This window comes from Micromonospora sp. HM134 (genome assembly GCF_007833915.1).
In the GTDB taxonomy this organism is placed as follows: domain Bacteria; phylum Actinomycetota; class Actinomycetes; order Mycobacteriales; family Micromonosporaceae; genus Micromonospora; species Micromonospora wenchangensis.
In genome coordinates this window covers 4,148,060-4,161,548 of sequence record NZ_CP041061.1, presented here as the reverse complement: position 1 = coordinate 4,161,548, position 13,489 = coordinate 4,148,060, and the positions used below count along the sequence as shown (strand labels likewise).

The following is a 13,489-nucleotide window of genomic DNA, read 5'->3' as shown; positions in this document are numbered from 1 at the left end:
TCGGCGGCTTCGGGTTCGGTGGCGTCGGGGGTGGCGGGCCGGGGCGGGTAGCCTTCGGCCCGTGATCGTGGTGAGGTGCCGGTGACGACGCTCGACCGGGATGAGACGCGTACCCCGCCGGTGGTGCGGCCGGCGCGGTCGCCGTTGCCGCTGCGGGTGGCGGTGCCGGTGGCGGTGGCCGCCGGGGTGGCGTTGCTGGTGGCGTTCCCGCCGTACGGCTGGTGGCCGTTGGCGGCGGTCGGGGTGGCCGGGTTGGCGGCGGCGACGCACCGGCGGCGGCTGCGGGCGGGCGCCGGGTTGGGTTTCCTGACCGGGGTGGCGTTGTTCGCGCCGCTGCTGGCGTGGACGAACCTGCACACCGGGCTGCTGCCGTGGGTGCTGCTGTCGCTGTTGCAGGCCGGCTACCTGGCGGTGCTGGGGGCGGCGACGGCGTGGGTGTCGCCGGTGGTGGACCGGTGGCGGTGGGCGTGGCCGCCGGTGACGGGGGTGTTGTGGGTGGGGCAGGAGGCGCTGCGGGACCGCACCCCGTTCGGTGGGTTCCCGTGGGGGCGTCTGGCGTTCAGTCAGGATTCGTCGCCGCTGCTGGGGTGGGCGTGGCTGGGGGGTGCGCCGCTGGTCACCGGGGTGGTGGCGGTGGCCGGCGGGTTGCTGCTGGTGGCGGTGTGGCGGCGGTGGCCGGGGGTGCGGTGGCAGCCGGTGGCCGGGGTGGCGGCGGGTGTGGTGGCGCTGGTGGCGGTGGGATGGCTGGTGCCGTCGGGGGTCGACGCGGGTGGCCGGTCGGTGCGGGTGGCGATCGTGCAGGGCAACGTGCCCCGGTTGGGTCTGGACTTCAACGCCCAGCGGCAGGCGGTGCTGAACAATCACGTCGACGCGACGTTGCAGTTGGCGGAGCGCGTCGGTGCGGGTGTCGAGCGGCGTCCCGACCTGGTGGTGTGGCCGGAGAACTCCTCGGACATCGATCCGTTGCGTAACGCCGCCGCCGGGGCGCGGATCTCGCAGGCCGCGGACGCGATCGGCGCGCCGATCCTGGTCGGGGCGGTGCTCGCCGGTCCGGGTGACGGTGAGGTCCGCAACGCGGGCATCCTGTGGCGGCCGGGCAGCGGCCCGGATCTGGCCCAGGTGTACACGAAGCGGCATCCGGTGCCGTTCGCCGAGTACGTGCCGATGCGGTCGGTGGCGCGTGCGGTGTCCAAGCAGGTCGACCGGGTGCGGGCCGACTTCGTCGCGGGGTCGTCGCCGGGGGTGGTCGACGCGGGTCCGGTGGTGCTCGGGGACGTGATCTGTTTCGAGGTGGCCTACGACGGTCTGGTGCGGGACACCGTCGACGGTGGGGCGCAGCTGCTGGTGGTGCAGACGAACAATGCCACGTTCGACGTGGCGGAGGCCCGGCAGCAGTTGGCGATGGTGCGGTTGCGGGCGGTGGAGCACGGTCGTGCGGCGTTGATGGCCTCGACGGTCGGGGTGTCCGGGTTCGTCGCCCCGGACGGGCGGGTAAGCGACGCCACCGGGTTCAACACCCGGGCGGTGGTGGTGCGGGAGGTGACGCTCGCCGACGGGCGTACCCCGGCCACCCGGGCCGGACGGTGGCCGGAGGTGGCCCTGACCGGGCTGGCGGTCGCGGCCCTGGTCGTCGCGGGGGCGGTGCGGCGTCGTCGGGAGGTCACCGCCGCCGGGTGAGCCGGCAGGAACGGGGGAGACGGTGGGCGAGGCAGCCGGGGGACAGCCGGGGGTGGGCCGGGTGCTGGTGGTGATCCCCACCTACAACGAGGCCGACAACGTCGCCGACGTGGTGGTCCGGGTGCGTCGGGCCGTGCCGGCGGTGGACGTGTTGGTCGCCGACGACAACAGTCCCGACGGCACGGGGACGCTGGCCGAGGCGATGGCCGCCACCGACGGGCAGGTGCACGTGTTGCACCGGCCCGGCAAGCAGGGGTTGGGGGCGGCGTACCTGGCCGGGTTCGGGTGGGCGCGGCAGCACGGCTACGACGCGGTGGTGGAGATGGACGCCGACGGGTCGCACGCCCCGGAGGATCTGCCGGCGTTGCTGGCGGCGGCCCGGGACGCCGACGTGGTGATCGGGTCGCGGTGGGTGGGTGGGGCGCGGGTGGTGAACTGGCCGTGGCGGCGGCTGCTGCTGTCGCGGTGTGGGAACCTGTACGCGCGGATGGCGTTGGGGATGCCGGTGTCGGATGCGACAGGCGGGTTCCGGGTGTACCGGTTGTCGGCGTTGCGGGCGATGCGTCTGGAGTCGGTGTGTTCGCAGGGGTACTCGTTCCAGGTGGAGCTGTCGCGGTTGGCGCACCGGGCGGGGGTGCGGATCGTGGAGGTGCCGATCACGTTCGCCGAACGGGAGCGGGGGGCCAGCAAGATGAGCCCGCTGATCGTGGCCGAGGCGTTGTGGCGGATCACCACCTGGGGGTTGCGGGACCGGCGGCCGAGGCGGTGGCGTCGCGGTCACGACCGGTGGCCGTGAGTGGGGGCGTGGCATGCTGGAGGGGCGGGCCTGTCGCCCCGCGGGCATTGTCCGGCCGGTGGCGGTGAGCGGGTGCCGCGCGACGCGGATGAGGTGAGATGCGCCGATACCTGAGGTTCGTGCCACCGGCCCTGCTGCTGGCGGTGGTGGCGGAGTTGGCCGTGTTCATCGGGGTGGGCCGGGCCGTCGGGTTCGGTGCGGCGGTGCTGCTGGTGTTCGCCGCGTCCCTGCTGGGGCTGGTGTTGCTGCGCCGGGAGGGGATGCGCGCCTGGCGGGGTTTCCGCACGTCGGTGGAGTCCCGGCAGCCGCCGGGTCGGCAGGTGACCGACGGGCTGGTCGGGTTGGCCGGTGCGTTGCTGCTGGCGATCCCCGGTCTGCTCAGTGGGCTGGTGGGGGTGTTGCTGCTGGTGCCGCCGGTGCGCCGGTTGGCGCGTGCCGGGGTGCAGCGGGCCACCGAGCGGCGGGTGTCGTCGATGGTCGCCGGTGACCTGTTCGGTCCGCGTACGGTGCGGGTGCGGCGGGGGGAGCCGGCCGCGCCGCCGCCGCAGGGGGACGTGGTGACCCCGCAAATGGTCGACGAGGGGCGGGCCATCGAGGGGGAGATCGTGGAACCCCGCCGGCCCTGAACCCCGGACACGACGACGCCCCCGGAGAGTTCCGGGGGCGTCGTCGTCGCTGTGCGGGTCAGGCGCGGCCGCGGCGGGTGCGGACCTCCTGGAGCCGTTCGGCGAGGATGTCCTCCAGCTCGGCGATGGACCGCCGCTCCAGCAGCATGTCCCAGTGGGTACGCGGCGGCTTGGCCTTCTTCTGCTCCGGTTCGGTGCCGTCGACGAGCCGGGCGACGCTGCCGTCGAACTTGCATTCCCAGGTGGTGGGGACCTCGGCGTCGACGGCGAACGGCACCTCGAACTGGTGGCCCTTGGCGCAGAGGTACTCGCGGGTCTGGCGCGGCGCGAGCTCCGTGTTGCGGTCGGATTCGTAGCTGACCGCGCCCAGACGGCTACCGCGCAGCATGCGCTCGCCCATGTTCGACTTCCCCTCGCTCGTGGTGCTGGTCTTCCGGTGTAACGGCCGGTCACCGCCGGGGCATTCCCGCCCCGGCGGGGTGGGACGACCCCCGCAAGGGTAGCCGGCCACCACACCGGCCCGGCGGGTTCGCCCCGGCCGGGTCGACATCGGTGTGTGCACCGCGATGGTAGCCGCCGCCGGCCGTGTCGGCAGCCGTGACGGGGCCATGCCGGGGCGGCCGGTGACGATAGCATCCGCGGCATGGCCACCACCGTTCATCCCGGGGCGTGCCCCCTGGACTGCCCCGACACCTGCGTCTGGCAGCTCACCGTCACCGACGGGCGACCGGTGGGGCTGCGCGGCGACCCGGAGCATCCGTTCACCCGGGGCGCGTTGTGCGGCAAGGTGAACCGTTACCTCGACGCGGTCACCGGACCCGACCGGCTGACCACCCCCCTGGTGCGGGTCGGCCCGAAGGGGGTCGGGCCGGTGTCGTACCGGCCGGCGAGCTGGGACGAGGCGGTCCGCCGGGTCGCCGACGGCCTACGTGCCAGCATCGACGTGCACGGCCCGGAGTCGGTCCTGCCCTACTACTTCGCCGGCACCATGGGGCTGGTGCAGGGCTGGTCGATGGGTCCGCGGCTGTTCGCGCACCTGGGGGCGTCGCGGCTGCGGACCACCATCTGCACGGCCGCGTCCCGGGCCGCCCTCGGGTCGGTCTACGGCGGGTCCGTCGGTTTCGAACCGGAGTCGGTGGTCGAGGCGAAACTGGTCATCCTGTGGGGGGCGAACCTGCTCTCCACCAACCTGCACCACTGGCCGTTCGTGCGGCAGGCCCAGCAGCGGGGCGCGCACGTCGTCACCATCGACCCGCTGCGCACCGACACCGCCGCCCGCAGCGACGCGCACGTGGCGCCACTGCCCGGCACCGACGCCGCCCTGGCCCTGGGGTTGATGCGGCACCTGCGGGACCTCGGCGCGGTCGACCGGCAGTGGGTGGCCGCGCACACCGTCGGTTGGGAGCGGATGGAGGCCCGCCTCGACGAATGGCCGGTGGACCGCGCCGCCGCCGAGTGCGGTCTCGACGTCGACGTGGTGCGGGACCTCGGTGAGCGGATCGCCACCACCCGCCCCACCGCCATCCGGATCGGGTTGGGTCTGCAACGGCACGCCGGGGCCGGGCAGGCGGTCCGGGCCATCGCGGCGATCCCCCTGCTCACCGGGGACTTCCGGTATCCCGGTGGTGGGGCGTTGGCCACCACCAGCGGGCACCACCGCGTCGACGCCGACCGGGTCGCCCGGCCCGCCGGGATGCCCGCCCCGCCGGCCCGGTCGATCAACATGAGCCGCCTCGCCGCCGCGCTCACCGACGAGGCCGACCCGCCGGTCACCGCGCTGGTGGTCTTCGACACCAACCCGGTCGCCACCGTCCCCGACCAGAACCGGCTGCGGCGTGGCCTGACCCGCGCCGACCTGTTCACGGTGGTGTTGGAGCAACGCTGGACCGACACCTGCGACTTCGCCGACGTGGTGCTGCCGGCCACCATGCAACCGGAACACCTCGACCTGCACACCTCCTACGGCCACCACTACGCCACCCTGAACCGGCCGGTGCTCGACCCGCCGGGGCAGGCGCTGCCCAACACGGAGATCTTCCGGCGGATCGCCGCGGCCCTCGGGTTGGACCACCCCCGGCTGCGCGACAGCGACGAGGACCTGGCGCGGCAGCTGCTCGACGGCACCGGCATCGACTACGACGAGTTGAGCCGCCGTACGTACGTGCGGGCCACCGGCGTCGCGGCGGGTTCAGCCCCGTACGCGGCGGGTGGATTTCCCAGCCACGACGGGCGGGCCCGGTTCCATGATCCGCGGCTGACCGGGCAGGGTGTCGACCCGCTCGTCGGGTACACGCCGCCGGTGGAGGTGGCGGACGCCGCGCTGGCCCGCCGGTTCCCTCTGGCGTTGATCTCCCCGGCCGGCCGGTTCTTCCTCAACTCGACGTTCGCGTCGCTGCCGTGGCACCGCAGCCGCACCGGTCCGCCCCGCATCCACCTGCACCCCGTCGACGCCGCCGCCCGGGGCCTGAGCGACGGCGACCCGGCGCGGGTGCACAACGACCGGGGCGAGTTCCTGGCCACCGTCGCCGTGGACGACGCCACCCGCCCCGGGTTGGCGTTCACCTACAAGGCGTACTGGGCGCGGCTGAGTCCCGGCGGCAGCACCGTCAACGCGGTCACCGGGGTCCGCGACACCGACCTCGGCGGCGGGCCGACGTTCCACGACACCCGGGTCGAGGTGCAGGCCGCCCCGACCGGCGCGGGTCAGCCCGACTGACCGCTGAGTCGCGCCAACGCGGTGGCCAGGTCGCTGACCTGGTTGGCGAGTTGACCGGCGCGGCGTTGGGCGGCGTCGGCGTCGGCCAACGCCCGGTCCAGGTCGGCCAGTCGGGCCCGGTCGGCGGCCGACGCCCGGTGCGCCCGCTGCACCTCGGCGCGGGTCTGCGCCAGTTCGGCGGTGAGGGCGTCCACCCGGGCCAGCGCGGCGGCCAGTTCCTCCCCGGCGCGGGCGGTCCGCGCGGCGGCCTCCTGCCGGGCGGCGTCGGCGTCGGCCCGCGCGGCGGTGACGTCCTGGCGGGCCGCCTGCGCCGCCGCCTCGGCCTGCCGGGCCCGGTCGGCGGCGGCGGTGGCGTCGGCGCGGGCCGCCGTGGCGTCGGCGTGCGCCTGCCGGGTCTCCTGGCGGGCGGCGGCGGCGTCGGCGACGGCCCGCTGTGCGTCGGTGGCGTGCCGGGCGGCGTCGGCGCGGGCGGCGTCCCGGTCGACGGTCAGGTCGGCGGCGAGCTGCCGGGCGGCGTCGCGTTCGGCGCGCAGGGCCCGCAACTCGTGGCGGGCGGCGTCCCGGTCCCGTTCGGCCTGCACCCGCAGCGCCTGGGCGGCGGCGGCGTCCCGGCGGGCCGTGTCGGCGGCGGCTGTGGCCTGTTCGACCTGTTCCTGGGCGGCGTCGGCGCGGGCGTCGGACTGCTCCGCGCGCTGCCGGGCCGTGTCGGCGGCGGCGAGCGCGGCCCGGGTCTCCTGCCGGGCGCGGGCGGTGTCGGCGGCGGCCGTCTCGGCGGCCTCGCGGGCCTCGTCGCGGGCGGTGTGCGCGGCGGCGATCTCGGCGGCGGCGTCGGCGCGGGCCTGGGCGAGTTGCCGCTGCACCCCGGCCGGGGACAGTTCGGCGTGCAACGCCTCGGTGAGGGTCTCCACCACCTGGTCGAGCCGGTCCACGACCTCCCAGGTGCGGGCCACCTGACCGGGCAGGCCGGGGGCGTTGCGGTGTCGCATCCGTGAGTTACGCGACGCCCGCTGGCAGGCGCCGTCGTTGTCCCGGCAGTACCGGAACGGGCGTCCCGCCCCGGCGCGTTGCGGCACGTCACGTCCACAGTGCGCGCAGGGACGCAGGTCGGCGGGGGTGGTGGGCTGCGGGTCCATCGACGGGGAAGTCTAGAGGCTGCCCGGGACACCCCGGCGCACCCCCACCGTCGCGCGGGTCCGCCGCCGCCGGGGCCGCCGGGACCGTTACGGTGGGCCGGTGGCCGTCTCCCCGTACATCGTCAAGTTGCGTGCCCACGTCGGACACGACCTGTTGCTGCTGCCCGGGGTGACCGGGGTGGTCCGCGACGACGCCGGCCGGGTGCTGCTGGCCCGCCGCGGCGACAACGGCCGCTGGTCGCTGCCGGCCGGCGTGGTCGACCCGGGTGAGCAGCCCGCCGACGCGGTGGTGCGGGAGGTGTGGGAGGAGACCGGGGTACGGGTCGTCGTCGACCGGATCGCCGGGGTCGCCACCCACCCGGTGGTCTACCCCAACGGCGACGCCTGCGAGTACCTCAACGTGTGGTTCCGGTGCCGACCGGTGGGTGGGCGGCCCCGTGCCGACGGCGACGAGTCCACCGAGGTCGGCTGGTTCGCCCCCGACGCGCTGCCGGAGCTGGACGAGTGGGCGCGGCTGCGGCTGGACACCGCCGCCGCCCCCGACGACGCCCCCTGGTACGCGCGGCCCGGCGAGCGGCATCCCGCCCTGTGCCGGCCCGACGCGTTGTGACCCGGGCGGGTCACCGGCGGTGGGTCACCCGCACCGGGGTGCCCGCCGGCAGGTCACAGCCGGTGTCGCCGTAGGGGCTGCGGACCCGGATCCGCCGGGTGGTGGCGGCGACCAGCCGGGCGGTGACCCGACCGTCGTCCCAGGTCAACTCCTCGACGGTGAGCCGGCCCCGGCAGGTCACCCCGCGTAGCGTCCCCCGGTGCAGGCCGGGCGGCAGCGCCGGCAGCAGCCGCAGCAGACCCGGGCGGGTCTGCACCAGCGCCTCGATCAGCACCGCCGGCAGGGTGTGCGCCGCGTCGGCGTTGTAGGTCACCCGGCCCGGGTTGTGGGCGCTCATCAGCGACCGGAAGAACATGTCCGCCGCGACGATCCGCCGCAGGTACGTCCCGACCAGCGGCCCGTCGCCGAGCCGGGCGGCCACCAGGGCCCGGTGCAGGGTGCCGTGGGCGGAGCCGTCCTCGTCGCCGCGGACCGTCAACGCCCGGTGTGCCGCCGCCGCCAGCTCCGGGGTGTCCTCGGGGTCGATCTCCCCGGTCGGCCACACCGGATACAGGTGGCTGACGTGCCGGTGGTCGTCGTCGGGGCGGTAGCCGGGCCACGCCCATTCGGCCAGCGCGCCCCGCGCGTCGATGCGGTAGCCGGGCAGTCGGGCCCGGACCGCCGCCCACCGCTGCGACCCGGTCACCTCGGCGGCGACGGCCATCGCGTGCCGGGCGGCGGCGACGTCCATGGTGGCGTTCACGGCGACCGGCACCGGCCGGCCGGTGCCGTCGAGGGGCCCGGTCTCCGGCGAGTACGACGGCACCAGCGCCGGTTGCCCGTCGACGTCGGTGAGCACGTCGGTGAAGAAGTCGGCCACCTCGGCCAGCCAACCCGCCACCTCCCCCAGCGGTTCCCCGGTCACCTGGTGGTGTTCGTACAGCGGGTGCAGCAACCAGTGCGCGCCGGCCAGCCACGCGGTGAACGGCCAGTGCGGGTGGACGTGGAACAGGTGCCCGTGTTCACCGTCGGTGCGGCTGGGCGCGAGCAGGCCCCGTGCCCCGTAGACGGCGTGGGCGTTGTCCCGCCAGTGGTCGACCTGGGCGCGGACCAGCCGGGCGTGCGCGGCGGTCACCTCCGGCAACGCGCCGACGTTCGCGCCGGCCAGTTGCAGGTTGAGGTTCGCGTCGGTGGTGAAGTCCCCGGCCCAGGCCGCGTCCCAGGACCCCGTCCAGATGCCGGTCAGCCGGGGCGGCAGCACGCCGCTGGCGCTGAACAGCAGGTACCGGCCGGCGTGGAAGAGGCGTTCCAGCAGCGCCGGGTCGCACCGGTCACCGGCGGTGGCCTGCCGGGCGAGCAGCGCGCCCACGGGCAGGTCCCGGTCGGCCGCCGGCACCGCCAGGTCCAGGTCGACCCGCCGGTAGGGGCCGGTGTGCCGGGTGACGTGCCGGGCCAGCAGCGTCGGATAGTCGGCCGGGTGCCCGGCGAGTCGCCGCTGCTGCGCGGCGGTGGGCCACGCCGCGGTGGCGGTGCGGTCCAGGACGGTGGTCAGCAGCGCCGGCCCGCGTACCAGCACCCGGTCACCGGCGGGTTCGGCGTCGCCCCGGACCAGGGTCACCGCCTCGAAGCCGTACGCGCCGCCGACGTCGGGGTAGCGGCCACGGACCCGCAGGAACACCAGCCCGTCGTGGCGGTAGGCGGTGGTGTCGTAGCGCACCGTGTCGGGGCGGCCGGGCAGGTCACCGGTCGCCCCGACGACGCAGTCGCCTTGGTCGAGGTGGGTGACGACCAGCCGGTCGGCGCGGGAGACGAAGCTGCGTCGCCGCCGCCCGGACCACCGCACCACCACCTCGCCGGTGGTGAAGTCGGTGTGCCGCCGGTAGTCCCGCACCGTCGTCGCGGGGGCGTCGACGGTCAGCGCGAACCCCGGATGGTACGACTGCGTCCACGCCAGGTCCCGGCCGCCGGTGAGCAGTTCACCGGCCTCGGCGCGGCGGCCGGTGAGGACCAGTTCCCTGATCCGGGGCAGCAGCGCGGCCAGGTGCGGGGCCCGCGCGTCGTGGGTGCCGTTGGGCAGCACGAACCGGTGGTGGTTGACCACCAGCCGTTCGGCGTGCGGGTCGCCGGGGACCATCAGCCCGTACTCGCCGTTGCCGGTGAGGAAGGCGTCGGGCCAGTCGGCGGCCGGGGCGTCGTCCCAGATCCGGTGTGCCGACGGGGGTGGCCCGCCGGTCACCGGGGGGTCCGGGCCGTCGGCGCGGCGGTGCTGTCCCGGATGGTCAGCCGGGGCGGCAGCAGCGTCACCTCCGGCACCGGCTCGTCGTGCAGCTTGCGCATCAGCAACGCCACCGCCTGCCGGCCGATCTCCTCGGCGGGCACCGGCACCGAGGTGATCCGGGGTGCGGCCTGTTCGGCGAACTGGTCGGGGCAGATCGCCACCACCGACATGTCCTGCGGCACCCGTCGTCCGAGGGTGGGCAGGCAGGCCAGCACCGGCCCGACGGCCGCCTCGTTCTGCACTACCAGCGCCGACAGGTCGGGGTGCCGGTCGAGCAGGTCGGCGAGTTCCTGACGGATCGCGGCGGGCCCCTCCTCGAAGGGTTGGGTGACGACGGTGACGCCGTGCCGGTCGGCGGCGGCGGCCACCCCGGCGCGGGTGCGGTGGGCGAAGCCGGTGCCCCGGTCGTAGACGGCGGCGGGGGCGCCGAGCAGCGCCACCCGGTGGTGCCCGAGCCGGGCCAGGTGTTCCACGCACACCTGCCCGGCGCGGTGGAAGTCGAGGTCCACACAGGTCAGGCCGGTCGGGTCGGCGGGGACGCCGATCAGGACGCTGGGTCGGGTCAGGTCCCGCAGCAGCGGCACCCGCGAGTCGTCCAGTTCGACGTCCATCACCAGCATCCCGTCGACCATGGCGCTGCCGGCGATGCGGCGCAGCCCCGACGGCCCCTCGTCGGAGGTGACGAGCAGGACGTCGTGGTCGAACCGGCGGGCCGTGGTGACCACCGCGATGGCGAACTGCATCACCACCGGCACCTGCATGCCGGCGCGCAGCGGCAGGACCAGGGCGATGGTGTTGGCGCGTCGGCTGGCCAACGCCCGCGCCCCGGCGTTGGGGTGGTAGCCCAGTTCCCGGATGCTGGCCAGCACCCGGGTGCGGGTCACCTCGGAGATGGCGCGTTTGCCGCTGAGCACGTACGACACGGTGCTGACCGCCACCCCGGCGTGCCGGGCGACGTCGACGATGGTGACCTGGTCGGGCGACTTGCGGCTGCGCCCGGGCGCGGCGGTCACCGGGTACCGCCGGCGGCCACCGCCGGGCGGGGCCGCGGCGCGGCGGCGCGGGTGTGCACGGTCACCGCGCCGACGGCGCGGATGTCGCGGGCGGAGCGGCCGACCAGCAGGGTGTGGGTGGCGTCCTCCAGCACCGGGCCGCCGCGCTGCTCGTCCCACCAGGTCAGGTCGTCGGCACGCAGCCGCAGGGTGACCGTGCGTCGCTGGCCGGGGGCGAGGGTGACCCGGGTGAAGTCGCGGAGTTGCCGTAGTGGCTGCTTGACCCGGGAGCGTCGCTGCCGGGTGTAGAGCTGCACGATCTCCTCGCCCTCCCGGTCGCCGGTGTTGGTGACCTCGACGCTCACCGCGACCTCGTCGCCGGCGCTGACCGTCGGCGTGTCCACCCGCAGGTCAGCGTAGTCGAACCGGGCGTAGCTGAGGCCGTGGCCGAACGGGTACAGCGGCTCGCCCCGGTAGTAGAGGTAGGTGCTGTCCGCGCCGATCACGTCGTAGTCGAGCAGGTCGGGCAGGTCGGCGGCGTCGGGGTACCAGGTCTGGGTGAGCCGGCCGCCGGGGTCGGCGACACCGAGCAGCACCTGCGCCAGGGCGGTGCCGTGTTCCTGACCGCCGTGCGCCGACCACAGCACCGCCGGCAGGTGCTCGTGCGCCCAGCCCACCGCGTACGGGTAGCTGCTGGTGAGCACCAGCACGGTCTGCGGGTTCGCGGCGTGCACGGCGCGCAGCAGCCGCTCCTGCCCGCCGGGCAGGGCCAGGTCGGCCCGGTCCTCGGTCTCCCGGCCGTTGACCATCGGGTGGTTGCCGAGGACGACGACGGCCACGTCGGCGGCGTCGGCCAGCGCGGCGGCCTCGGCCGCGCCGTCGGCGACGAGTTCGATGGTGAACGCGGTGGCGGTGTCCGGGCCGGTGGCGTCGGCGCGCAGCCGCCCGGTCTCGTCGACCCGCACGTACGCGCCGGTGGCGAGGTGGTGCAGCAGGGCGGTGCCGTCGGGGCGGTGCCGGAAGCGGAAGGTCTCCCGCACGATCCAGCCGCCCGGTCCGGGACGGTCGTTGGCCAGTGCCCCGTCGTCGTCGGCGCCGACGTGCCGGCCGTTGGCGACGGCGCGCAGCGCCACCACGTCCTGCCCCCAGTCGAACACGTCGAACCAGGTGCCGTCGCGGCCGTCGTCGGCGGTCAACGGGCCACCTTCGGAGGAGCGGGGGCAGCGCACGTACCGGTCGCCGACGCGCAACGCGATCCGGTCGGCGCCGCAGTGGTGGGTGACGGTGGGCAGTTCCCGGGCCAGGCCCTCCCGGACGGTGACCGCGTACGGCAGGGTCCCGCTGTACCAGTCCTCGTAGACGGTGTCGGCGAGGGGGCCGAGGACCGCGACCCGGGGTGGGGTGCGGGTGGGCAGTGGCAGCAGCCCGTCGTTGTCGAGCAGCACGACCGACTGGCGGGCTGCCTCGCGGGCCAGGTCCCGGTGGGCGGGGCTGTCGAGCAGGTCGGGGGAGACCCCGGCGAACGGGTCCTGCCCGGGTGGGTCCAGGTCGCCGAGGCGGATGCGGACGGTGAGGATGCGGCGGACCGCCCGGTCCACGTCGGCTTCGTCGACGAGCCCGCGGTGCAGGGCTTCGGTGATGCGTCGGACGGTCGGTGCGCTGTCGGTGTCGTCCTCGGTGAAGTTGTCGATGCCGGCGCGTAGGGCGGCGGCGAAGCCGGTGACGTGGTCGGGCAGGTGGCCCTGCACGCCGGCGATGTTGGTGACCGCCCCGGCGTCGCCGACGACCATCACCTCGTCGGTGGTCCACCGGCGCAGTTCGCCGTCGAGCAGCGGGCTCAGGTGCGCGGGCACCCCGTCGACCAGGTTGTAGGAGGCCATCACGGCGACCGCCGCGCCGGCGGCGAGGGGGGCGCGGAACGCGGGCAGTTCGTATTCGTGCAGGACCCGGGGTGGCAGGTCGCTGGAGGTGGTGGCCCGGTCGGTCTCGTTGTTGTAGCCGAGGAAGTGTTTGATTGTCGGGGCGGTGCGCAGCCGGTGGGGGTGGTCGCCGCGCAGCCCGGTCGCGTACGCGGTGGCGAGCCGGCCGGTCAGCCACGGGTCCTCCGACCAGCCTTCCTCGTTGCGGCCCCAGCGGGGGTCGCGCAGCGGGTTGACCACCGGCGCCCACACGTTGAGCCCGACGCCGGCGGGGTCGGCCTGGTGTTTGACCCGTACCTCGGTGCCGACGGCGTCGCCGACGGCCCGGACCAGGTCGGGGTTCCAGCTGCTGGCCAGGCCGACGACCTGCGGGAAGACGGTGGCCGGGCCGAGCCAGGCGACCCCGTGCAGCGCCTCGGTGCCGGTGCGGAAGCCGGGTAGGCCCAGCCGGGGCACGGGGGCCTGCCACTGGTGCAGCAGGCCGATCTTCTCCGGCAGGGTGAGCCGGGCCAGCAGCTCGTCGGCGTGCGCTTCGGGGGACGGTGCGGTGGCGCGGTCGGTGGGGTCGTTCATCTGCGGTTACCTTCCGGTGGCTCGCGGTGAGGCGTCCGGCCGACGGTCGAAGCGTTTCGACGGCCGTGGTGACGTGCGGCATCGCGGAGTGAGGGTGGTGGCGGTCGTCGGCCCGGAGCGGCGAAGCGCTTCGACGACTGCGGAAAACGTGCCGCCCCGGGTGCCCGAACGACGGGGCGGCGGTTCGAGG

At 75.5% G+C, this 13,489-nt stretch carries 10 protein-coding genes; 5 read left to right on the top strand and 5 right to left on the bottom strand.

Features of this window, described 5'->3' with window-relative positions; translation table 11 throughout:
* Window positions 1-81: 81 nt before the first annotated feature.
* The 3 genes from lnt to FJK98_RS17865 all read left to right on the top strand — a co-directional run bounded on the left by lnt (window position 82) and on the right by FJK98_RS17865 (window position 3,099).
* The gene (gene lnt, locus FJK98_RS17875; RefSeq protein WP_370516910.1) at window positions 82-1,677 is read left to right on the top strand and encodes an apolipoprotein N-acyltransferase; all 1,596 of its coding nucleotides are present in this window, start codon (window positions 82-84) and stop codon (window positions 1,675-1,677) included.
* Between the two features lie 22 nt (window positions 1,678-1,699).
* A complete protein-coding gene (locus tag FJK98_RS17870) occupies window positions 1,700-2,473 on the top strand; it encodes a polyprenol monophosphomannose synthase (protein WP_145920033.1) in 774 nt (257 codons plus the stop codon).
* A 98-nt stretch (window positions 2,474-2,571) separates the two neighbouring features.
* Window positions 2,572-3,099: an FxsA family protein gene (locus FJK98_RS17865; protein WP_145920032.1), complete on the top strand. Its 528-nt coding sequence runs from the start codon at window positions 2,572-2,574 to the stop codon at window positions 3,097-3,099.
* A 58-nt stretch (window positions 3,100-3,157) separates the two neighbouring features.
* Here the strand turns inward: FJK98_RS17865 and FJK98_RS17860 are convergent, their stop codons facing one another.
* Entirely contained in the window at window positions 3,158-3,499 is a 342-nt protein-coding gene (locus FJK98_RS17860; protein WP_007070998.1) for an RNA polymerase-binding protein RbpA, read from the bottom strand.
* A 243-nt stretch (window positions 3,500-3,742) separates the two neighbouring features.
* On the opposite strand from FJK98_RS17860, the gene FJK98_RS17855 reads away from it, so the two are divergent.
* Window positions 3,743-5,815 carry a molybdopterin-dependent oxidoreductase gene (locus FJK98_RS17855; protein WP_145920031.1) on the top strand — a complete coding sequence of 691 codons (2,073 nt, stop codon included), beginning with the start codon at window positions 3,743-3,745 and terminating at the stop codon, window positions 5,813-5,815.
* On the opposite strand, the gene FJK98_RS17850 is transcribed toward FJK98_RS17855, so the two are convergent.
* Window positions 5,803-6,948 carry a hypothetical protein gene (locus tag FJK98_RS17850; RefSeq protein WP_145920030.1) on the bottom strand — a complete coding sequence of 382 codons (1,146 nt, stop codon included), beginning with the start codon at window positions 6,946-6,948 and terminating at the stop codon, window positions 5,803-5,805. The two genes, FJK98_RS17855 and FJK98_RS17850, sit on opposite strands and share 13 nt — an antisense overlap.
* A gap of 100 nt (window positions 6,949-7,048) precedes the next feature.
* Here FJK98_RS17850 and FJK98_RS17845 point away from each other — a divergent pair, with 100 nt between their 5' ends.
* Window positions 7,049-7,558, top strand: a complete 510-nt coding sequence (locus tag FJK98_RS17845; RefSeq protein ID WP_145920029.1) for an NUDIX domain-containing protein — start codon at window positions 7,049-7,051, stop codon at window positions 7,556-7,558.
* A 10-nt stretch (window positions 7,559-7,568) separates the two neighbouring features.
* Here FJK98_RS17845 and FJK98_RS17840 read toward each other — a convergent pair whose 3' ends face one another.
* Genes FJK98_RS17840 through FJK98_RS17830 form a run of 3 tightly spaced genes read right to left on the bottom strand, consistent with a single transcriptional unit; the run spans window position 7,569 to window position 13,299 of the window.
* Window positions 7,569-9,773, bottom strand: coding sequence for a glycoside hydrolase N-terminal domain-containing protein (locus tag FJK98_RS17840; RefSeq protein ID WP_145920028.1), 2,205 nt, complete (start codon window positions 9,771-9,773; stop codon window positions 7,569-7,571).
* Window positions 9,770-10,828, bottom strand: a complete 1,059-nt coding sequence (locus FJK98_RS17835; RefSeq protein ID WP_145920027.1) for a LacI family DNA-binding transcriptional regulator — start codon at window positions 10,826-10,828, stop codon at window positions 9,770-9,772. Before FJK98_RS17835 ends, FJK98_RS17840 begins: the two co-directional genes overlap by 4 nt.
* On the bottom strand, window positions 10,825-13,299 hold the full coding sequence (locus FJK98_RS17830; RefSeq protein WP_145920026.1) for a beta-glucosidase: 2,475 nt from the start codon (window positions 13,297-13,299) through the stop codon (window positions 10,825-10,827). Before FJK98_RS17830 ends, FJK98_RS17835 begins: the two co-directional genes overlap by 4 nt.
* Between the last annotated feature and the right edge of the window lie 190 nt (window positions 13,300-13,489).

What these genes read in the sequence shown, in the direction of transcription:
- FJK98_RS17865 (WP_145920032.1), top strand. Translation starts at nt 2,572, where the DNA reads ATGCGCCGATACCTGAGGTTCGTGCCACCGGCCCTGCTGCTGGCGGTG.
- FJK98_RS17860 (WP_007070998.1), bottom strand. Translation starts at nt 3,499, where the DNA reads ATGGGCGAGCGCATGCTGCGCGGTAGCCGTCTGGGCGCGGTCAGCTAC.
- FJK98_RS17855 (WP_145920031.1), top strand. Translation starts at nt 3,743, where the DNA reads ATGGCCACCACCGTTCATCCCGGGGCGTGCCCCCTGGACTGCCCCGAC.
- FJK98_RS17850 (WP_145920030.1), bottom strand. Translation starts at nt 6,948, where the DNA reads ATGGACCCGCAGCCCACCACCCCCGCCGACCTGCGTCCCTGCGCGCAC.
- FJK98_RS17830 (WP_145920026.1), bottom strand. Translation starts at nt 13,299, where the DNA reads ATGAACGACCCCACCGACCGCGCCACCGCACCGTCCCCCGAAGCGCAC.